This window comes from Streptomyces sp. SD31, assembly GCF_052068475.1.
In the GTDB taxonomy this organism is placed as follows: Bacteria; Actinomycetota; Actinomycetes; order Streptomycetales; family Streptomycetaceae; genus Streptomyces.
Genome location: NZ_JBQHCX010000002.1, coordinates 237,477 through 256,771, shown reverse-complemented (window position 1 = coordinate 256,771; position 19,295 = coordinate 237,477). Strand labels below are relative to the sequence as shown.

At 70.7% G+C, this 19,295-nt stretch carries 17 protein-coding genes, 2 tRNA genes and 1 pseudogene; 11 read left to right on the top strand and 9 right to left on the bottom strand.

Annotated features, from left to right (window positions below):
• The first annotated feature begins 156 nt into the window (after positions 1–156).
• Positions 157–1,989: a putative bifunctional diguanylate cyclase/phosphodiesterase gene (locus ACTMVF_RS05140; protein WP_441269739.1), complete on the top strand. Its 1,833-nt coding sequence runs from the start codon at positions 157–159 to the stop codon at positions 1,987–1,989.
• 12 nt (positions 1,990–2,001) lie between these two features.
• On the opposite strand, the gene ACTMVF_RS05135 is transcribed toward ACTMVF_RS05140, so the two are convergent.
• The 3 genes from ACTMVF_RS05135 to ACTMVF_RS05125 all read right to left on the bottom strand — a co-directional run bounded on the left by ACTMVF_RS05135 (position 2,002) and on the right by ACTMVF_RS05125 (position 4,901).
• Positions 2,002–3,108 (bottom strand): LLM class flavin-dependent oxidoreductase, encoded by a 1,107-nt coding sequence (locus ACTMVF_RS05135; protein ID WP_441269738.1) that lies wholly within the window; start codon positions 3,106–3,108, stop codon positions 2,002–2,004.
• Positions 3,109–3,335: 227 nt separating this feature from the next.
• Positions 3,336–4,067 (bottom strand): maleate cis-trans isomerase family protein, encoded by a 732-nt coding sequence (locus tag ACTMVF_RS05130; protein ID WP_441269737.1) that lies wholly within the window; start codon positions 4,065–4,067, stop codon positions 3,336–3,338.
• Between the two features lie 24 nt (positions 4,068–4,091).
• Entirely contained in the window at positions 4,092–4,901 is an 810-nt protein-coding gene (locus ACTMVF_RS05125) for a maleate cis-trans isomerase family protein (RefSeq protein ID WP_441270133.1), read from the bottom strand.
• Between the two features lie 183 nt (positions 4,902–5,084).
• On the opposite strand from ACTMVF_RS05125, the gene ACTMVF_RS05120 reads away from it, so the two are divergent.
• Both ACTMVF_RS05120 and ACTMVF_RS05115 read left to right on the top strand, forming a co-directional pair.
• On the top strand, positions 5,085–6,068 hold the full coding sequence (locus ACTMVF_RS05120) for a D-2-hydroxyacid dehydrogenase (RefSeq protein ID WP_441269736.1): 984 nt from the start codon (positions 5,085–5,087) through the stop codon (positions 6,066–6,068).
• Between the two features lie 23 nt (positions 6,069–6,091).
• Positions 6,092–7,492, top strand: coding sequence for an amidase (locus tag ACTMVF_RS05115; protein WP_441269735.1), 1,401 nt, complete (start codon positions 6,092–6,094; stop codon positions 7,490–7,492).
• Here ACTMVF_RS05115 and ACTMVF_RS05110 read toward each other — a convergent pair.
• Positions 7,473–7,967, bottom strand: coding sequence for a DUF3830 family protein (locus ACTMVF_RS05110; protein WP_441269734.1), 495 nt, complete (start codon positions 7,965–7,967; stop codon positions 7,473–7,475). The two genes, ACTMVF_RS05115 and ACTMVF_RS05110, sit on opposite strands and share 20 nt — an antisense overlap.
• A gap of 47 nt (positions 7,968–8,014) precedes the next feature.
• Between ACTMVF_RS05110 and ehuB the strand changes: the two genes are divergently transcribed.
• The 6 genes from ehuB to ACTMVF_RS05080 all read left to right on the top strand — a co-directional run bounded on the left by ehuB (position 8,015) and on the right by ACTMVF_RS05080 (position 12,226).
• On the top strand, positions 8,015–8,947 hold the full coding sequence (ehuB, locus tag ACTMVF_RS05105; protein WP_441270132.1) for an ectoine/hydroxyectoine ABC transporter substrate-binding protein EhuB: 933 nt from the start codon (positions 8,015–8,017) through the stop codon (positions 8,945–8,947).
• Positions 8,944–9,666, top strand: coding sequence for an ectoine/hydroxyectoine ABC transporter permease subunit EhuC (gene ehuC, locus ACTMVF_RS05100; RefSeq protein WP_441269733.1), 723 nt, complete (start codon positions 8,944–8,946; stop codon positions 9,664–9,666). Before ehuB ends, ehuC begins: the two co-directional genes overlap by 4 nt.
• Positions 9,663–10,313 (top strand): ectoine/hydroxyectoine ABC transporter permease subunit EhuD, encoded by a 651-nt coding sequence (gene ehuD / locus ACTMVF_RS05095; protein ID WP_441269732.1) that lies wholly within the window; start codon positions 9,663–9,665, stop codon positions 10,311–10,313. Before ehuC ends, ehuD begins: the two co-directional genes overlap by 4 nt.
• A gap of 10 nt (positions 10,314–10,323) precedes the next feature.
• Positions 10,324–11,100, top strand: coding sequence for an ectoine/hydroxyectoine ABC transporter ATP-binding protein EhuA (gene ehuA, locus ACTMVF_RS05090; protein ID WP_441269731.1), 777 nt, complete (start codon positions 10,324–10,326; stop codon positions 11,098–11,100).
• A gap of 173 nt (positions 11,101–11,273) precedes the next feature.
• A complete protein-coding gene (locus tag ACTMVF_RS05085; RefSeq protein ID WP_441269730.1) occupies positions 11,274–12,032 on the top strand; it encodes an IclR family transcriptional regulator in 759 nt (252 codons plus the stop codon).
• A 120-nt stretch (positions 12,033–12,152) separates the two neighbouring features.
• Positions 12,153–12,226 (top strand) — tRNA-Lys (locus ACTMVF_RS05080).
• Here the strand turns inward: ACTMVF_RS05080 and ACTMVF_RS05075 are convergent.
• From ACTMVF_RS05075 to ACTMVF_RS05055, 5 genes and pseudogenes are all read right to left on the bottom strand, one after another.
• A pseudogene (locus ACTMVF_RS05075) lies at positions 12,192–13,908 on the bottom strand (AMP-binding protein). The gene ACTMVF_RS05080 and the pseudogene ACTMVF_RS05075 sit on opposite strands and share 35 nt — an antisense overlap.
• Positions 13,909–13,948: 40 nt before the next feature.
• Positions 13,949–14,464: a hypothetical protein gene (locus ACTMVF_RS05070; RefSeq protein WP_441269729.1), complete on the bottom strand. Its 516-nt coding sequence runs from the start codon at positions 14,462–14,464 to the stop codon at positions 13,949–13,951.
• Between the two features lie 133 nt (positions 14,465–14,597).
• Positions 14,598–15,203 (bottom strand): lytic polysaccharide monooxygenase auxiliary activity family 9 protein, encoded by a 606-nt coding sequence (locus ACTMVF_RS05065; RefSeq protein WP_441269728.1) that lies wholly within the window; start codon positions 15,201–15,203, stop codon positions 14,598–14,600.
• A 152-nt stretch (positions 15,204–15,355) separates the two neighbouring features.
• Positions 15,356–16,483, bottom strand: coding sequence for an SPFH domain-containing protein (locus ACTMVF_RS05060; RefSeq protein ID WP_441269727.1), 1,128 nt, complete (start codon positions 16,481–16,483; stop codon positions 15,356–15,358).
• A 57-nt stretch (positions 16,484–16,540) separates the two neighbouring features.
• Entirely contained in the window at positions 16,541–18,004 is a 1,464-nt protein-coding gene (locus ACTMVF_RS05055; protein ID WP_441269726.1) for a peptidoglycan-binding protein, read from the bottom strand.
• A 185-nt stretch (positions 18,005–18,189) separates the two neighbouring features.
• Here ACTMVF_RS05055 and ACTMVF_RS05050 point away from each other — a divergent pair.
• Positions 18,190–18,263, top strand: a tRNA-Lys gene (locus ACTMVF_RS05050).
• A 66-nt stretch (positions 18,264–18,329) separates the two neighbouring features.
• Positions 18,330–19,046, top strand: a complete 717-nt coding sequence (locus ACTMVF_RS05045; RefSeq protein ID WP_441269725.1) for a FadR/GntR family transcriptional regulator — start codon at positions 18,330–18,332, stop codon at positions 19,044–19,046.
• Positions 19,047–19,295 lie beyond the last annotated feature (249 nt).

Below are 19,295 nucleotides of genomic sequence, written 5' to 3'. Positions count from 1 at the left end.
CACTGAACAGTGGCTGGAAGGGCCCGGGACCAGCCTCTATGATCGGCACACTTTCCTGACACTTTCCTGCACGGACACGGCCTGGCGGCCGACCGCCCCCCGGCCGGCCATTCCGATGAGACCCATCCGAGATCGAGTGCACTGCGGGAGCGAGCGGTGAGCGGAACGTCCGAAGGGCCGACGCCTGCGGCAGACCTCATCCGGCCGGCCGTCACAGAGAGTAACGCACAGACATCGCCCCGTACCGGGGCGCCACCTCTGACACCCCCCTACTCCTCCGCCTTCTCAGCCGCCCCCCTGGCGATGGCCGTGGTCGACCGCGAGGGTCTGGTGACCGGCGCCAACCCCGCCTTCGCCGAGCTGCTCGGCAAGGGGCCGGCGGAGCTGGCCGGCTGCGTCGCCGCCGATCTGGTGGACCTCACCTCCGACGCCCGCGCCTGGCACGCCTACCGCGAGGTGCTGCGCGGCCGCCAGGCCCAACTGCGCTGCACACGCCGCCTGAAGCACCCGGACGGGCACTCCCTGTGGGTCCAGGTCACGGTCGCGCCCCTACCCGCCGAGGAGCCGGGCGGCGTCCTGCTCTCCGTCGCCGACATCAGCGACCACCGCGAACTCCAGGCGAAGCTGCGGCACTTGCAGATGCACGACGCGGTGACCCGGCTGCCCAACCGCACCCTGTTCTTCGAACGGCTGTCGGCGGCGCTGGCGGCGGAGTCGTACGAGGAGAACGGCACGACCGGCCGAATCGGCCTGTGCTACCTGGACCTTGACGGATTCAAGGCGATCAACGACACCCTCGGCCACCGCGTCGGCGACAACCTGCTGGCCGCCGTGGCCGAACGGCTCACGCACTGCGCCGAGGAGGCGGGGCACGCCAGGTCGATCCCGCCCCTGGTGGCCCGGCTCGGCGGGGACGAGTTCGCCCTGCTCGTCGAGGACTCGACGGGCACCGAGCAACTGGCCGACCTCGCCGAGTCGGTACTGGAGTCCCTGCGGGCACCCTTCGACCTCTCCGGCCGGCGCCTGTCGGTGTCGGCCTCGATCGGTGTCGTGGAGCGCCAGGCGGCCGGCACCACCCCGACCGCCCTGATGCAGGCCGCCGACACGACGCTGTACTGGGCGAAGGCCGACGGCAAGGACCGCTGGACGCTCTTCGACCCCGAACGCAACGCGCACCGCATGACCCGCCAGGCCCTCGCCTCCACCCTGCGTCCGGCCATCGACCGCGGTGAATTCGCCCTGGAATACCAGCCGTTGGTGAGCATGGGGGACGGCCGGCTGCGCGGCGTCGAGGCGCTTGTCCGCTGGAAACATCCTCAGTTCGGCGTACTGGCGCCGAATCGGTTCATCGGACTGGCCGAGGAGGACGGCTCGATCGTGCCCCTCGGCCGCTGGATCCTGGCGACCGCCTGCCGCCAGGCGCGCGCCTGGCAGGTCACGCACCCCGACGAGCCGCCGATCTTCGTGAGCGTGAACGTGGCCGTGCGCCAGGTCTGGGACTCCGACCTGGTCGCGGACGTGGCGCGGATCCTCGACGAGACGGAACTCGCCCCGCATCTGCTCCAGTTGGAACTCACCGAATCGGCGGTGATGGGTTCGGCGGGACGGCCGCTCCAGGCCCTCCAGGCGCTCAGCGACATGGGCGTACGCATCGCGATCGACGACTTCGGCACGGGCTACTCGAACCTGGCCTACCTCAGCCGGCTGCCGGTGTCGGTCCTGAAACTGGACGGTTCCTTCGTACGGGGCTTCCAGTACGAGAGCGACAACAGCACCGCCGTGCCGCCGAACCCCGCCGACGAGGTCGTGGTCGAGGCGATGATCCAGCTCGCCCACCGGCTGGGGCTGACGGTCACCGCGGAGTGCGTGGAGACGCTGGCGCAGGCCTCGCGCCTGCAGCGGATCGGCTGCGACACCGGCCAGGGGTGGCTGTATTCACGGCCGGTGCCGCCGGACCGTATCTCCGAGTTGCTGGGGGTACGGGTGTGAGGTTCCGGGGGCCTACGCGGCCGTGGGCAATCCGTAGGCATCCGCGAGGAGTTCGTACGAGCGCAGGCGTATGTCCATGCCGGGTGCGTTGCTGGTGATCATCAACTCGTCGGCGCCGGTGCGCTTTTGGAGGTCGTCGAGGCCGGCGCGGACCTCGTCCGGGGTGCCGTGGATGACGTTGGCGTTCCAGGAGTCGGCGAACTCGCGCTCCAGCGGGGTGAATTCGTAGGCCTCGGCCTCCTCGGGGGTGGGGATGAGGCCGGGGCGGCCGGTGCGCAGGCGGATCATGCTGAGGGCGGCGGCCCTGATCTGGCGGCGGGCCTCCTTCTCGTCGTCGGTGGCGAGGGCGGAGACGCCGATGAGGGCGTAGGGCTCGTCGAGGACGGCGGAGGGCTGGAAGGACTCCCGGTACAGGTCCAGGGCCGGGACGGTGTTCCGCGCCGAGAAGTGGTGCGCGAAGGCGAAGGGCAGGCCGAGGACGGCGGCGAGGCGGGCGCTGAAGCCGGAGGAGCCGAGCAGCCAGATCGGCGGGCGGTGCGGGGACTGGACACCGCCGGGTGACGTCGCCTGGACGGGGCCTGGGACGGCATGGATACGGCGGTAGGGGTGGCCGTCCGGGAAGTCGTCGTCGAGGAAGCGGGTGAGCTCGGCGAGCTGCTCCGGGAAGTCGTCGGCGCCCTCGTTGAGGTGATCGGTGCGGCGGAGGGCGGCTGCTGTGGCGCCGTCCGTGCCGGGGGCGCGGCCGAGGCCCAGGTCGATGCGGCCGGGGGCCATGGCCTCCAGGGTGCCGAACTGCTCCGCGATGACGAGGGGGGCGTGGTTGGGGAGCATGACGCCGCCTGAGCCCAGGCGGATGCGGGTGGTGTGGGCGGCCAGGTGGGCGAGGATCACGGCGGGGGACGAGGAGGCCACGCCCGGCATGGAGTGGTGCTCGGCGACCCAGTAGCGGTGGAAGCCGCGGGTCTCTGCGAGGCGGGCGAGGGCGACGCTCGTGCGGAGGGCGTCGGTGGCGGTGTGGCCGGAGCTGACTGTGACCAGGTCCAGGACGGAGAGGGGGACGGGGGCGGTGCCGGGGGTGGTGCCCCTGATCTCGTCGGCCTGGGTTTCATCTGCCGCCACGTGTGCCTCCTGCGGTTCGCCGTGCGGTGTGCCCTGTGCGTTCGGCGTTAACAGGAGGGGGGCTCCGCTTTATTCCCTCGCCCCCGCCGCCCCTACCCGTCCCATCCTGAAGGGGCTCCGCCCCTTCGACCCCGCTCCTCAAACGCCGGAGGGGCTGAACCCGTTCAGGGCCGAAGCGGGGGTCTGGGGGCGGCAGCCCCCAGCGGGCGGCGGGGGACGGAAAAGGCCTACACCTGCACGATCGGCTCCTTCGTGAAGAGCGCCCCCAGCTCCGGCGCGTTCACCCGGCGATCCGTCAGCCGCAGCGCCTCCCACACCGTGACCTGGTTGGCGGTGAGGACCGGCTTGGCAAGGCGCTGTTCCAGGGCCGTGAGGTGGGACGCCGTGTGCAGGGCCGTGTCCGGGAGGAGGATCGCCTCGGCGTCGGGGTGGTCCGCCGCCTCCGCCAGGGCGAACAGCTCCGCGTCGCCCCAGGTCCCGACCTCCGCCGCCGTGATGATCCCGGAACCCCGGACCGCCACCACCTCCACGCCCGCGGCACGCAGGAAGTCCGCGAAGAGCCCCGCCACGTCGTCCGGGTACGTCGCCCCGACCGCCACCCGCCGCAGCCCGAGCTCCCGCAGCGCGTGCACGAAGGCGAAGGACGTCGACGACGCCGGCATTCCGGCCGTGCGGGCGAGGGCGCGTACCTGCTCGTGGGCGCCCTCCCAGCCGTAGACGAAGCTGCCGGACGTGCACGCCCACACCACCGCCTCGGCGCCCGTCAGCCGCAGCGTCTCCACGCCCTCGGCGAGGCGCTCGGCCGCGCCCATCCGGCGCAGCGCGTCCACCCGGTGCGCGTCCTCGCCGATGTCGGTGTGGACCAGGTCGAGCCGGATGTCGCTGGCGAGCAGCTGCTCGATGCGTGGATAGTCGTCCTCGGCGGAGTGGCCCGGGTACAGAAATCCGAGTGCGGTCATGTCAGCCCTTCTGCTGCTGTCCTTCTACTGCTGTTCCTGCTCGGGAACGTCCGGCACCTCCGGAAGCACGGGCCCGCTCGGGGTCGCCGGGTCGATCCGCGCGGCCGGATCGATCAACGCCTGATAAGGCCCCACGGCGCGAGTACCCAGCCTGCGCAGCGCAGCCCACATCGTCACCTGGTTGGCCGAGAGAACCGGGATGCGCAGTTCCGCCTCCAGTTGGGGGATGACGTCGTAGGTGGGGAGGTTGGTGCAGCTGATGAACAGGGCGTCGGCACGGCGGCCCACGGCCCTGCGTGCCATGTCGGCCACATCGCGGTACGGCACCTTCCAGATGTGCCGCGTCAGCCCCATGAACGCGCATCCCGTGACGACGGTCCCCGCCTCCGCCACGTACTCCTCGAGGGCCCGCGTCACCGACACGGTGTACGGCGTCACGAGGGCCACCCGTCGTACGCCGAGCTCGGCCAGCGCCTCCAGCAGCGCCCCGGACGTCGTGACCGCGGGTATCGCGCCCGCCCGTGTCATCGCCTCGCACATCGCCCGTTCGCCCGCGATACCGCCGACGAAGCTGCCGGAGGTGCAGGCGTAGGCGACGACCTCGGGCGCTACCGCGGTCAGGGTGCGGACGCCGTCGCCGAGCGTCTCGTGTTCGCTGACCAGCCGGGCGAGGTCCAGACTGACCTCGACCGGGACGAACGGCGTCCGGGTCAGATGCAGCGAGACCTCGTCCGGCACCCAGCGCCACAGTTCCCGGTCCAGCGCGAAGTCGAAGGGGGCGATGACTCCGACGCCGCGCTGCGGGTGGGGTCCGCCGAGAAAGGAGATGTCCATGGCGCTCATGGATGGCACCGTCCTCACTACGAGAAACAGGTGAGCAACGGACCGTACGTACGCCCGTGTTGACGAAGGTAGGTTCGGGTGCGAGCGTGGTCAAACCTCGCATGTCAGACGGCCATCCCTTCCAGTAAAACCCCGACAGACGATCCCCCGCACCCCCCGGAGAGACGACCCCGTATGACCGCTGCCACCCCCGGTCCGCCGCCCGCCTCCGACGCCCCGCCCACGCTCCTGGTCCTCGACGCCGAGCCCCTCCCCCGCCTCGGCCGCCTCACCGGCCGCGCCCGCGTCGAGCACGCGGACGAGTCGACCCTCGCCGAGCGCCTGCCACGCGCCGACGTCCTGCTGGTCTGGGACTTCACCTCGCACGCCGTACGTCACGCCTGGCCCGGGGAGGGCCCCCGGCCGCGCTGGGTGCACACGGCGAGCGCGGGTGTGGACCATCTGATGTGCCCGGAGCTCACCGCGTCGGACACGGTGGTGACGAACGCGCGCGGGGTCTTCGACCAGCCGATCGCCGAGTACGTCGCCGCACTGGTGCTGGCGATGGCGAAGGACCTGCCGAGGACGCTGGAGTTGCAGCGCTCCCGGGAGTGGCGGCACCGGGAGGGGCAGCGCGTGGCCGGCACACGCGCGTGCGTGGTCGGGTCCGGGCCCATCGGCCGTACGATCGCCCGCACGCTCAAGGCCCTCGACATCACCACCGCGCTGGTCGGCCGGACTCCGCGCACCGGTATCCACGGCCCCGACGACCTCGACCGGCTGATTGCCCGCGCCGACTGGGTGATCGCCGCGGCGCCGCTCACCGAGCAGACGTACGGCATGTTCGACGCCCGCCGCTTCGGCGTCATGCAACCGTCCGCCCGGTTCATCAACGTCGGGCGGGGGCAGCTTGTCGTCGAGGACGCGCTGGCCGAGGCCCTCGCCAAGCGCTGGATCGCGGGGGCGGCGCTGGATGTCTTCGAGCACGAACCCCTCACCGCCGACAGCGCGTTGTGGGAGGTGCCGGGGCTGATCGTCTCGCCGCACATGAGCGGGGACACGATCGGCTGGCGGGAGGAACTGGGCCGTCAGTTCGTGGAGTTGTACGAGCGATGGGAGGCGGGCAGGCCGCTGCTGAACGTGGTCGACAAGCAGCGCGGGTACGTACCGGGACGCTGACGTCTACGGCTGGAGGCCGACGCATGACGGATCTCACCGAACTGACCGCCGTACAACTCCTCGACGGCTACCGCAAAGGAGAGTTCAGCCCCGTCGACGCCACCCGCGCGACCCTGGAGCGGGCCGAACGGATCCAGCCGGAGGTCAACGCCTTCGTCCGCATCACCGCCGACGAGGCCCTCGCGCAGGCCGGCGAGTCGGCCGAGCGGTGGCGGCGCGGCGAACCGGCCGGCCTGCTCGACGGCGTTCCGGTCACGGTGAAGGACATCCTGCTGATGCGCGGCGGCCCGACGCGGAAAGGCTCGAAAACCATCTCCGACAAGGGCAGCTGGGACGAGGACGCCCCCTCGGTGGCCCGGCTGCGCGCGCACGGCGCCGTCTTCCTCGGCAAGACGACCACCCCCGAGTTCGGCTGGAAGGGCGTCACCGACTCGCCCCTGTCCGGCGTCACCCGCAACCCGTACGACCCGACCCGCACCGCGGGCGGCTCCAGCGGCGGCGCGGGGGCCGCGGTGGCGCGCGGCGCGGGACCGCTCGCCCTCGGCACGGACGGCGGCGGCAGTGTCCGCATCCCGGCGGCGTTCTGCGGCATCTTCGGCCTGAAACCGACGTACGGCCGCGTCCCCCTGTACCCCGCGAGCGCCTTCGGCACCCTGGCGCACGTCGGCCCGATGACCCGCGACGCGGCCGACGCGGCCCTGCTTCTCGACGTCATCGGCAGCCCTGACTCCCGCGACTGGTCGGCGCTCCCGCCGGCACCCGGTTCCTTCGTGACGGGCCTGACCGGCGGCGTGCACGGCCTGCGCGTCGCCTACTCCCCGTCCCTCGGCGGCCAGGTGGCGGTGCGTCCGGCGGTCGCGGCGGCGGTGCGGCGGGCGGTGGAGCGGCTGGCGGGTCTTGGTGCGTACGTCGAGGAGACCGACCCCGACTTCACCGACCCGGTGGACGCCTTCCACGCCCTGTGGTTCACCGGAGCGGCCCGGGTGACCCAGCATCTGGGGCCGCACCAGCGGGAGTTGCTCGACCCGGGCCTGAAGGAGATCTGCGACGTCGGCGCCCGTCTCACCGCGCTCGACTATCTGGCGGCGGTGGACGTCCGCATGGAGCTCGGCCGCCGTATGGGCCGTTTCCACGACACGTACGACCTGCTCGTCACGCCGACCCTCCCGCTCACGGCCTTCGAGGCGGGCGCCGAGGTCCCCAAGGGCTCGGGGCATCGCAGGTGGACGGGCTGGACGCCGTTCACCTACCCCTTCAACCTGACCCAGCAGCCGGCGGCCACCGTCCCCGTCGGCACGGACGGGGACGGTCTGCCGATCGGCCTCCAACTCGTGGCCGCCCGGCACCGGGACGATCTGGTGCTGCGGGCGGCGCACGCGCTCTACGAGGCCGAGATCGCCGGGCTCACACCCTCCGGAAGCTGAGCGACTCCCCCAGCGCCCCGGACCGCCACAGGTCGTTGCAGCCCTGGGCCATCTCCTCCAGGCCCTCCACGACCTGGCCCCAGACGATGCCGGGCACCCAGCCCACGTCGCCGTTCAGGAGCAGGTTGTTGCGCTCGTAGAACAGGGCCAGGTCGACCAGCGTCGTGCCGGGGCGGACCTCACGGTCGTAGCCGTAGGACTTGGTGCCCAGTTCCGTGCCCGCGAAGGCGAAATAGCAAAGATCGCCGGGGATGGGGGTGACGGTCGGGTTCTCCAGGGGCGGCTCCGTTTCCGCGAAGGGCGGGAAGAGGGCGTAGATCTCGTTGCGGGCGTACTTGGCGTGGTAGACGTCGCTGGTCAGGGGCAGGGCATCCCAGACGGCCGCGCAGGTGAGCGGGGCGCGGTCGTCCAGGAGTTTGGCCGTGCAGTGGATTCCCCGCTTGACCAGTGACACCTCGATGAACCGTTCAGTCATGCATTCCAGGGTGCATACATCGCATGGTCTCGGGTAGCCGCGCCGCCATGGCTCCACCACTGGAACATGTCGAAACACATGTCGGACACAGATCGGGCACCCCTACACGCCGGTCGCTGCTCGCGGGGGTGGCGGCGCTCGGCGCGCTGGGCGCGGCAGGCTGCTCACGCGTGGCCACGGCCTCCACGAAGAAGGGTGGCGAGCTGCTCGACCGGCTGCGCGCCGCCGGCGTGGTACGGCTCGGGATCGCGGGTGAGATTCCCTTCGGGTACATCGACAAGAACGGTGAACTCACCGGGGAGGCGCCGGAGCTGGCGAAGGTCATCTTCAAACGGCTCGGCGTGGACCGGGTGCAGCCGGTACCCACCGAGTTCGGGTCGCTGATACCCGGGCTGAACTCGCAGCAGTTCGACGTCGTCGCCGCCGGGATGTACGTCAATCCCGAGCGCTGTGAGCAGGTCATCTTCTCCGACCCCGACTATCAGATGCTCGATGCCTTCATCGTGCGCAAGGGCAATCCGAAGGGCCTGCACGACTACAAGGACGTCGTCGAGAAGAAGGCCAAGTTCGCCACCGGGACCGGCTATGCCGAGATCCAGTACGCCGTCGAGGCGGGGTACAAGGAGAGCGACATCCTCATCGTCCCGGACCAGGTCGCGGGGCTGAACGCCGTCGAGGCGGGGCGCGTGGACGTCTTCGCCGGTACGGCGCTGACCGCCCGCGAGGTCGTGAAGAAGTCGGCCAAGGCGGAGGCCACCAAGGCCTTCGCGCCCCTCGTCGACGGCAAACCGCATGTCGACGGCGGCGCCTTCGCCTTCCGGCCGACCGAGACCACGCTGCGGGACGCCTTCAACGTCGAGCTGCACAAGCTCAAGAAGAGCGGCGAGTTGTTCCGCATCCTTCGGCCCTTCGGCTTCACCAAGGCCGAGATGACCGACCTCACCGCGAAGGAGCTGTGCGGAGGGGGGACGGGCGGATGACCTCGGGACTCTGGGAACTCGTACTTCAAGGCATCTGGGTCACCGTCCAGCTGCTGGTGCTGAGCGCACTGGTGGCCGCGGCGGTCGCCTTCGGGGTCGGCATGGCCCGCACGCACCGGCTGTGGATCGTCCGCTTCCTCGCGGGCTTCTACACCGAGGTGTTCCGCGGGACCTCCGCCCTGATCATGATCTTCTGGGTGTTCTTCGTACTGCCGGTCGCGTTCGGCTGGCAGCTGGTCCCGCTGTGGGCCGGCACCCTCGCGCTCGGACTGACCTACGGGGCGTACGGCGCCGAGATCGTGCGCGGCGCGCTGAACTCGGTCGACCCGGCGCAGAAGGAGGGCGGGATCGCGCTCAGCTTCACGCCCTGGCAGCGGATGCGGCTGGTCCTGCTGCCGCAGGCGGTGCCGGAGATGATCCCGCCGTTCTCCAACCTGCTGATCGAGCTGCTCAAGGGCACCGCGCTGGTGTCCGTCATGGGCATGGGCGACCTGGCCTTCAGCGCCAATCTGGTGCGGCTCGCGCTGCAGGAGAGCGCGGAGATCTACACGTACATCCTGCTGATCTACTTCGTCATCGCCTTCCTGCTCACGCGGGGGATGCGCGGACTGGAACGCAAGCTCAAGGCAGGGCTGGGCAAGCCGGTCGGGCGCACGCCCGAGCAGGAGCTGCGTCGTCCGGAGACGACCGGTGTGGGCGCGGGAGGTGCTCTCGGATGACCTGGGACTGGGGCGCTGTCGCCGACTTCATGCCGCGCTTCTGGGACGGACTGCTGCTCACGCTGCAGATCCTGGCGTTCGGCTCGCTGATCTCCTTCGCGCTGGGCCTGGTGTGGGCGCTGCTGATGCGCACGCCCAGCCGCTGGGTGCGCTGGCCGGTCGGGGTGGTCACGGAGTTCATCCGCAACACCCCGCTGCTGGTGCAGCTTTTCTTCTTCTTCTACGTGCTGCCCGAGTGGGGGCTTACGTGGTCGGCGCTGACCACGGGTATCTGCGCGATCGGGCTGCACTACTCGACGTACACGATGCAGGTCTACCGGGCCGGCATCGAGGCGGTCCCCACCGGCCAGTGGGAGGCGGCGACCGCGCTGAACCTGCCGGTGCGGCGCACCTGGACCGTGGTGATCCTGCCGCAGGCGATCCGCCGGGTCGTCCCGGCGCTCGGCAACTACGTCATCGCGATGCTCAAGGACACCCCGATCCTGATGACGATCACCGTCATGGAGATGCTCGGCCAGGCGCGCCTGTTCGCGCAGGAGAACTTCCAGTTCACCGAGCCCCTGACGGTCATCGGGGTGGCCTTCATCTTCATCGCCTACCCGGCCTCCCTTCTCGTACGAGCCCTGGAGCGACGCCTTGTCCGCTGACACGCCTTTGATGAAAGAACCCGACGCGAGCGCCAACCCGCCGGTGGACGGCAGCGAACTGATCCGCTTCGAGAACGTCACCAAGCGCTTCGGGTCCAACACGGTCCTCGACCGGCTCGACTTCTCCGTCGAGTCCGGCAAGCACGTCACCCTGATCGGCCCGTCCGGCTCCGGCAAGACGACGATCCTGCGCATGCTGATGACCCTGCTCAAGCCGGACGAGGGCACGATCACCGTCGCCGGGGACCAGCTCTTCCCAGCGCCGGAGAAGCAGATCCGCGAGGTCCGCAAGAAGATCGGCATGGTCTTCCAGCAGTTCAACCTGTTCCCGAACATGTCGGTGCTGCGCAACATCACCGAGGCCCCGGTCACCGTCCTCGGCCTGTCCAAGGACGAGGCGGAGGCCCGCGCACGTGAGCTGCTGGACATGGTGGGCCTCGCCGACAAGTGCGACGCTCGCCCGACCCAGCTGTCCGGCGGACAGCAGCAGCGGGTGGCGATCGCGCGGGCGCTGGCGATGCGGCCGCAGGTGCTGCTGCTGGACGAGGTGACCTCGGCGCTGGACCCGGAGCTGGTCGCGGGCGTCCTGGACGTGCTGCGGGACATCGCCCGCACCACCGACATCACGATGCTCTGTGTGACCCACGAGATGAATTTCGCCCGGGACATCTCGGACCAGGTCCTGATGTTCGACTCCGGCCGGGTCATCGAGTCCGGCTCGCCGGAGAAGATCTTCAACGACCCCGAGAACGACCGCACACGGGAGTTTCTCAGCGCCGTGCTGTGACTCCACGAGAACGGCTCATGACTTTGGCATATGCCAGAGGGCTGGTCCCCCTGCTGAGGGCGTCGCAATCTCGACAACAACCGCTCACTACAGGCCTCTTGCCCGTTATCGTGAAGGGGATTGGCTGACTCGAATGCCCCAATGAGAAGCGACGTGCGACCGCAGGGGGAACCGTGGCGCTGCAGCACGAGCCGACGACGCCGTACCACTCGGCCCAGGACGCCCTGCGCGTCCTGGAGACCGTGGCACGGCACACCACCGGAGTCACCGACACCGACCTCGCCCGGCACACCCGCATCGGCATGGAGCGCCTGACCAGCCTCCTGCGGATGCTGCGCCGCGAGGGCTACGTCGAGCAGGTCGCCGACGGGGCGTACGTCACCGGCGACGCCCTGAACCGCCTCGGTTCCGCGCAGGGCCGCGAACAGGCCCTGCGCGAGAACCTCCAACGCACCCTGGACCGGCTGCGCGACTCGGTCGGTGCCGCCGTCTACATCAGCCGGTACATCGACGGCGAGGTCAGGATCGACCAGTACGCCGCCGGCCCGGGCACCCCCGTGGTCAACGAGTGGGTCGACTTCCGCTTCTCCGCCCACGCCACCGCGATCGGCAAGAGCCTGCTCGGGCAGCTCGACCACAAAGGCCGGCGCGACCATCTCTCCCGCCACAAGCTGGCCCGCCTCACCTCGCGCACGATCACCAGCGACAAGGTCCTGCTCTCCCGCCTGGAGTCCCAGCCGCCGACGGTCCCGCACCTCGACCTCCAGGAGTACGCGGTGGGCACGGTGTGCGCGGCGGTCCCGATCACGGCCGGATCGTCGGTCGGCTGCCTCGCCCTGTCGCTCCCGGTCGAGCACGCCCACCGGCTGCGCCAGGCGGCGGACGCCCTGAACCGGAACGCGGCACCGGTGCTGCTGTCGCTGGCGATCTAGGGTGCTCCCGGTGTTTTCCGGGCCTGGTCCGGGGTGGTCGGAAGCACCCCCGCGGACCAGGTAGTATTTTCTTCGTCGCCAGCCGCGAACCCCCCTGGGAGCGCGGTCGGCGGGAGTCATGCGCCGCTAGCTCAGTTGGTTAGAGCAGCTGACTCTTAATCAGCGGGTCCGGGGTTCGAGTCCCTGGCGGCGCACAGACAGTGAAGGCCTCTCGTGGGAGCGAGGGGCCTTCGCTTTTTGAAGCGGGTCCTGCAAGGCTGCTGGGGGTCCGGGGGTTATCCCCCCCGACGTATGCCAGGACGTCCGCCTCGGTCAGCCTCCGGTACGCCCGCTCCCCCGGCGGTCGCCACCACACCGGATCGGCACACCGCAGCCCCTCCCGCCTCAGCCCCGCCCGCTGGACCTTGTTCGTGGCGGTCACCGGCATCCGCTCCACCACCCGCACGAACCGGGGTGCCATCTTCGTCCCCAGATCGGGCTGGGCCTGCAGGAACCCGGCGAAGCCGTCCGGATCGAAATCTCCCGCGATCGTCGCCATGACCTGGTCCCCGGTCACCGGATCCGGCACCGCGTACACGGCGACGGCCGCCGCCCCCTCGTACCGGGCGAGGATGTTCTCGATCATCGCTGCGGACAGGTTCTCGCCGTCGACGCGGAGCCGGTCGTCGCCGCGTCCCGCGAAGTACAGATAGCCGTCGGCGTCCCGGCAGAACAGATCCCCCGTCCAGTACCAGCCCTCCCGCCGCCGCTCCGCCTCCGCCTCCGGATTGCGCCAATACCCCTCGAAGGGGTTCGGCCCCTGATTGACCAGCTCCCCAATGGCCTCGTCCCCGTTGATCAGCCGCCCACCCGCGTCGAAGACGGCCGGCGGACACTCCGCACCGGTCTCCGGATCGAGTACGACGAGCCCGGGCGCCGCCCGCCCGACCGCCCCCGCAGGCGTCCCCGGCGACCACTGCACGGCCGCCCCGCCCTCCGACGAGCCGTATCCCTCCACCAGCCGCACCCCGAACCGCCGCTCGAAGGCGGCGGCGTCCACGGCGCCCGCCTCGGTGCCGAACCCGAGCCGCAGTCTGTGGTCCCGGTCTTCGGGGCGCGGCTCGGTGGCGAGGAGGTACTGGATCGCCCGGCCCACGTAGGTGAAGTACGTCGCCCGAGAGCGCCGTACGTCCGTCAGGAACCCCGACGCCGAGAAGCGCCGCCGCAGCGCCACGCCCGCGCCGGCCGCCAGCGCGGGCGCCCAGTCGGCGATCACCGCGTTGCCGTGGAACATCGGCATGCAGACGTAGTGCACGTCATCGGGGCGGACACCGAACTGCTCGGCCAGCGAACGCCCGGCCGCCGCCAGCCGCCCCTGGGTGCAGATCGCGGCCTTGGGGGCGCCGGTCGAGCCGGAGGTGAAGTAGAGCAGGAGCCGGTCGCGCGGGGTGGCACGGGAGGCATCGGGCCGAGTGTCGGCGTACGGCGCGAGCAGGGCATCGTACTCCGGCGTGCCGGTCGGCAGCAGGCGTACGCCGGGCAGGTCGAGGCCGGTCAGGAGAGGCAGGTGGGCCCGCTCGGTGACCAGGACCCGGCACTCGGTGTGCAGGATGTCGCGGGCGAGTTCGGGGCCGCGGCGGGTGGGGTTGATACCGGCGACGGCGGCGCGGGCGAGGGCCGCCGCGCTCAGCCACAGGGGGTACTCGGGCGTGTTGTCGAGCAGTACCCCGACGTGCGAGCGGGGCGGCGCCAGGTCGGCCAGCAGTGCGGCCCGGGCCGCGGCACCCGCCGCCACCTGGTGATGGGTGAGCGTCTGGCCTTCGAACCACAGCCCCGGGCGGTGGTCGTCCCACCGCCCGGCGACGAGTTCCGCGACCGTACGCCTGTTGGACTCCATGGCGGCGCACGGTAGTTGATGGCGCGTCAGATGTGGAGGGTCACGGGGTCATCGTGACGCCGTCGACGACGACGGTGTCGGTGGTGTCGTCCGTGCCTTCACCGAAGCCGAAGCCGTCGGACATCTGGCTGTACGTGACCATGAAGCCGACGCAGAACACCGCGACCACCCCGAGGAACCCCAGGATGGCGATGGTGGACGCCGCCAGCTTCGCGCGGCCCGGGGACTTGGCCGTCGCGACGACCTCGCGCCCCTCGGCGTAGTGGACGGTGACGATGTCGCCCTCGATCGTCGTCGCCGGGCCGTCCTCCTCCTCGAAGCGGACGAGGCGACCGTCGCGCGCGGTGAACTCGTAGACGTGGTGCAGCGTGGTGCTCACGGACGAGTCGCCGCTGCCCCCGTGGGTCGTCGTGAACATCCGCAGACAGCGCGCCTCGGCCGTCAGCCCGCTGTTCCAGGCGCGGCGGATCTGCAGCGAGCGGCGCACCACGCGGTACGCACCGAAGAGGACGACGGCCAGGATGAGGCCGGGCACGGCGTAGAAGAAGAAATCCATGGCGCTTCCCCCGAGGTCAGGTACTGCTGGTCTTGGGGAACCTACCCGCGGGGGAAGCACACTTGTCTCAAGTAACGCTCAGAGATCCGGAGCCGGATCAGCGCGTTCAGTCCGCTCAGAACGTTCGGAACGCTCAGAACGTGACGTCCGAGCACGCGTAGAACGCGTTGCCCGTGTCGTGGACCGTCCACACCGCGAGGATGACGTGACGGCCGCTCAGCCCGGACGGCAGGGTGCCGCTGTGGGAGAGCGTGGACGGGGGTCGCTGGCCGCCGTACGGGACGGTCAGGAACGGGGTGAGGTTGAGGTCGGATCGGGCCAGGTTGTGGTTCTGGTTCCAGCCCGGCTTGGTGACGTAGTACTTGAAGTCGGTCGTGGCGTGCATGGCCGTGAACTGCCAGCGGAACGTGTAGCTCTGACCGCCGGTCACCTTGGTGGCGGGCCAGGCGCCGCCGGATGGTGTCCTCGGGGCGCTGAGCTGGGCGAACTGCCCCAGCCCCGCGTTGCATATCTGACCGTCGGCCGGTCCTGAGCCCGGGAAGCCCTTCGGGCCCTCGACGCTCTGCGGCTCCCACTGGATGGAGCCGCAGTTGGTCACGGTGCCGTTCTGACAGAGCTTCTGCCGGCTGATGGGGAGGTCGGTGTAGCCGTGGCTGCTGGCACCTCCGGCGGAGAGCACGAGGGCCCCTGCGGTGGTGAGTCCGAGTGCGGCGGCGTACAGCTTGGTCTTTCTGCGCATGCTGCTGCTCCTGGGAACGTGGGGGAAGTTCGGCGAGCTTGCAGGTCTAGACCAAGTGCCAGATTATTGCTGATCGTTGAACATGTCCATACCAATCAAGGAACTTGTTCGACGGGCCGTCAGGGGGTCCGCCAGGTCCGTCCGGGGGGCCGTCAGGGGGTCGCCTCTCCCCGGCCCGCGCAGAACGCCACCGTCAAGTCCTTGACCAACGCCTTGCGTTCGTAGTCGTCGAGCTCGACCAGGCCCCGCACGGTCAGCCGGGTCACCGTGTCCTCCACCGAGTCGACGACCGAGGTGAGCATGGTCGCCCGGTGCTGCGCGTCCAGCGCGGCGATACGGCGGCGGTGCATGGCGGCGGCGACCTCGGGGGCGTACTCCACCCGCACCGGGCGCACCGAGAACACCTCGACCCCGACCGCCTCCGCGTCCCGCGTCACCAGCCTGGTCAACGCGTCCCCGGCCATCTCGACGGACCCCCGCGAGGCACCCGGCATCTCCACCGGCACCCGGGCCAGCGCCGCCTCGACGCACTCACGCAGATATGTCTCGTGGTCGTCCACCCCGAGCGTCGCCCGCGCGGTGTCCCGCACCCGCCACACCACCAGTACGACCACCCGCAGCGCGACCCCGTTGCCGTCGGCCGCCGGCATCGGCTCGCTCCGCCAGTGCCGCAGCCGTACGTCGACCCGGCGGCGCAGCAACAGCGGGTTGACCCACAGCAGACCGGTGCGCCGGACCGTCCCCCGGTAGCCGCCGAACAGCCCGAGCACCCAGGCCCGGCCGGTCCGTCCCCGTGCCAGCCCGCCGAGGCCGACGAGCCCGAGGGCCCCGGCCCCCGTGTACGCCGCCCACTGCACGGGCCCCAGCCCCGCCGCGGACGCCGGCAACCGCAGCGCCTCCACCACCAGCGGCGGCAGCACCCCGGCCCACCACGAGGTGGCCAGGCATCCGGCCGCCCCGCAGGCCCCGGCGAACACCCCGGCCGCCCCGGGCAGCACCCGCGCGGGCCGCTCCACCAGCTCGGGGTCGACCTCCGGCGCGGGGGGCGGCTTCGGCTGCACCGGACGGCGCAGGCGCGGCTGCTCCCCCGTGCCCTGCCGGCGCGCCACGACCGTCGGCCTGAGCGGCACGGACACCGGGTCGGGGCCGTCACGGAACAGCAGATGGACGGGGATCTCGGTGGTTCCCTCGTTCTGGATCAGCCGGGCCCGCGGGGCAGGCCCCTCGGGCGGCCCCGCGAGCCCCTCGGGCTCGGGCGTGGGTGAAGTGGTCGTGGTCATGCGTGCCTCCAGCCTCCGCGCCAGATGCGTCACGACGGTGAGCGTCGCGATGTCGGGTTACGAGAAGAGCCGCCGCCAGGTCTCCGGCCCCGGATAGCCGTCCGCCGCGCCGCCCCGCCAGCCCTGGGCGCGCTGGAACGCCTCGACGCCGCGCCGGTCCGCCTCGCCCCAGCGCGGTCCCGGCCCGGTCTTGTAGTGCTTGCCGAACCCCTTCTTCACCAGCTGCTCCCCGAGCCGGGTGACGTACTCGTTGCTGACGCCCGGCCGGAACATCGCCCGACCCGGATAGCCCGGCACCCCGTGCGACGCGGGTGACGCGGGTGACGCCGTCGATGCGGGCGACGCGTGCGATACCGGCGACGCGGGGGCGCCGTGCCCGCCCAGCCACGTCGCCTGGATGTTCTTGCCCTTGCCCGTCACCAGCAGCGCCCAGGTCCGCGGCCCCGGGAACCCGTCCGCGTCCCGGCCCCGCCAGCCCTGTGCCAGCTGGAAGGCCTGCGTGGCCCTGCGGTCCGTGTCCGACCAACGTGGCCCCGGCCCCGCCGTGTAGTACCGGCCGGCGCCGCGCTCGACGAGCATGCGGCCCAGCTGGGTGACGTACTTGTTGTTGGCCCCGGGGCCGAAATACGCCCGCCCCGGGTAGGGCGCCTCGCGCTGGGAGTCCACCGGTCTGGCGGTGTCCGGCTGCCCGGCGCCCGGCGGATCACCGTCGGGCCGTCCACCATGGGGCCGTCCACCGTCCGGTCGCCCGCCCTCCGGTCGCCCGGTGTCCGGTTTCCCACCGGTCGCGCCGCCCACGAGTCCCTTGTACCGGTAGGCGAGATAGCGGTCGGAGTGGCTCCAGTAGGCGTACGGGGTGGCCTGCCGGCGGACCTGCGGGCGGGTCGCCTCGTAGGCGATGTAGTAGCTGTGCGTGTAGTCCGTCCAGCCGCCGAAAATAACGACGTGCGACCCTTTCTCGGGGTCCGCCGGATTGTGGAACAGCAGAATGTCACCGGGCTGAAGGTCCTCCTTCGAGATGCGTACGCCGTACTGGTCGAGGCTGCCGGTCCATTCGTTCCCGGGCAGCTTCCAGGCCATCGAGACGAAGCCGGAGCAGTCCTGCCGGTATCCGTCCGACCAGTACTTGGACATGCTGTACGGCACCCGCGCGGCGACCCATTTCTTGGCCCGCCTGATGATCTCCGCGCGGCTCGTCGCGGGGGTCTCCACCACGTCGCCCGGCTTGGCCGGCCTGCCGCCCGGGCCGTGCAGCGGGGCCTTGCCGCCCTGGGGCGTCGCGGGCTCGTCACCTGCGGGAACGCCCGGCCGGTCGGGGGCGTGGGGGGCGGCGAGGGCCGGGGTGGTGTGGCCGACGGCGAGGGTGGCGGAGGCGGCTGCGGCGAGAATCAGCGCCCGGTGCGCGGCAGGGTGTCGGCCGGTCGTGGAATGCGGCAGAACGCGTCGCCAGTGAACGCATCCGGGGCAGTCGCAGTCACTCGCCGGATCGAATTCCTCGAATACCGGAGTCCGAGCCTCCATGCGATTCCCCTCACACTCCGGTTGGCAATGTCCGCGGCTGTACACCCCGTCAGTTTCACAACTGTCTTCCGCACTCGCATGTTGACGGTCCGAATGGTTTACGAGCACCTCGGCCGCCCTCCCCCGCCCCCGCCCGGCGGTCCGGAGCACCCCCGGAGGTCATGTAGAGTTAACACCGTCAGCACGCGCCGCTAGCTCAGTTGGTTAGAGCAGCTGACTCTTAATCAGCGGGTCCGGGGTTCGAGTCCCTGGCGGCGCACCGACAGAAACAGCCCCTCGTGCAAGCGAGGGGCTGTTCTCGTGTTTGGCCGGATACCCTCTGGCCATGGCAGCGCGAGACCTCCAGGAGCGGATCAAGAAGCTCATCATCGACCGCCGGCTGCCCTCCGGGGCCCCGCTGCCGACGGAGCCCGAGCTGATGGCGCATCTCGGTGCCAGCCGGAACTCCGTGCGCGAGGCGCTCAAGGGGCTGCAGGCGATGGGCATCGTGGAGATCCGGCACGGGTTCGGGACCTACGTCGGCACGATGTCCCTGGCGCCGATGATCGAGGGCCTCGCCTTCCGGACGGTCGCCGGGCACTACCGGGGCGAGGACACCCTGCTCCAGCTGGTGCAGCTCCGGGAGGCCGTGGAGACGGGGCTGGTGTCGCGGCTCGCGGGGCGCGTACCGGAAGCCGATCTCGTTGAACTGGACGCGCTGGTCGACCGTATGGAAGAGCAGGCGGCGCAGGGCGGCGACGGTATCGCCGAGACCGACCGGGCGTTTCACGCCACTCTCTACCGAGGGCTGGACAACGCGCTGCTGGGCGAGGTCATGGAGGCGTTCTGGGACGCCTTCCACCGCGTCCACACCGACCTCGGGGGTGCCCCGCAGGATCCCCTGGTCACCTGCCGGCAGCACCGGGAGATCGTGGACGCGGTGCGGTCGGGCGATGCGATACGGGCGGAGGAGGCCATAAGAGACCACTTCGGCAACATCCGCGCCCGCGTATCCACAACGGGTACACAACACCCCCACAGGTGCCACAATGAGCGCGTATGACCGGTAAACACCTCGTTTCGCATCTTGCGATCATGTGGAACGACGTAGAACCCTAGTGATTGGTTTTTCAAGATGCTGCGGATACGCGGCAGTTGGGGGGCAAGGAGCCGGTTGCCGGTTTTCGCCGGGGCATAGGGGGCCCCGTTCATGACCGCATGCCGAGGGGGGCATGATGCAACCGGAAGGGCGCTGTTCCATGTCTATGGTGGAGAAGATGTGGTGACTGCGGCCCACCACTGATACGGCTGT

Coding starts and splice junctions, on each gene's coding strand:
- ACTMVF_RS05110 (WP_441269734.1), bottom strand. CDS start 7,967: ATGACTGAACGGTTCATCGAGGTGTCACTGGTCAAGCGGGGAATCCAC.
- ACTMVF_RS05045 (WP_441269725.1), top strand. CDS start 18,330: ATGGCAGCGCGAGACCTCCAGGAGCGGATCAAGAAGCTCATCATCGAC.
- ehuA (WP_441269731.1), top strand. CDS start 10,324: ATGAAAGAACCCGACGCGAGCGCCAACCCGCCGGTGGACGGCAGCGAA.
- ehuD (WP_441269732.1), top strand. CDS start 9,663: ATGACCTGGGACTGGGGCGCTGTCGCCGACTTCATGCCGCGCTTCTGG.
- ehuB (WP_441270132.1), top strand. CDS start 8,015: ATGGCTCCACCACTGGAACATGTCGAAACACATGTCGGACACAGATCG.
- ACTMVF_RS05130 (WP_441269737.1), bottom strand. CDS start 4,067: ATGACCGCACTCGGATTTCTGTACCCGGGCCACTCCGCCGAGGACGAC.
- ACTMVF_RS05125 (WP_441270133.1), bottom strand. CDS start 4,901: ATGGACATCTCCTTTCTCGGCGGACCCCACCCGCAGCGCGGCGTCGGA.
- ACTMVF_RS05115 (WP_441269735.1), top strand. CDS start 6,092: ATGACGGATCTCACCGAACTGACCGCCGTACAACTCCTCGACGGCTAC.
- ACTMVF_RS05065 (WP_441269728.1), bottom strand. CDS start 15,203: ATGCGCAGAAAGACCAAGCTGTACGCCGCCGCACTCGGACTCACCACC.
- ACTMVF_RS05055 (WP_441269726.1), bottom strand. CDS start 18,004: ATGGAGGCTCGGACTCCGGTATTCGAGGAATTCGATCCGGCGAGTGAC.
- ACTMVF_RS05070 (WP_441269729.1), bottom strand. CDS start 14,464: ATGGATTTCTTCTTCTACGCCGTGCCCGGCCTCATCCTGGCCGTCGTC.
- ACTMVF_RS05120 (WP_441269736.1), top strand. CDS start 5,085: ATGACCGCTGCCACCCCCGGTCCGCCGCCCGCCTCCGACGCCCCGCCC.
- ehuC (WP_441269733.1), top strand. CDS start 8,944: ATGACCTCGGGACTCTGGGAACTCGTACTTCAAGGCATCTGGGTCACC.
- ACTMVF_RS05060 (WP_441269727.1), bottom strand. CDS start 16,483: ATGACCACGACCACTTCACCCACGCCCGAGCCCGAGGGGCTCGCGGGG.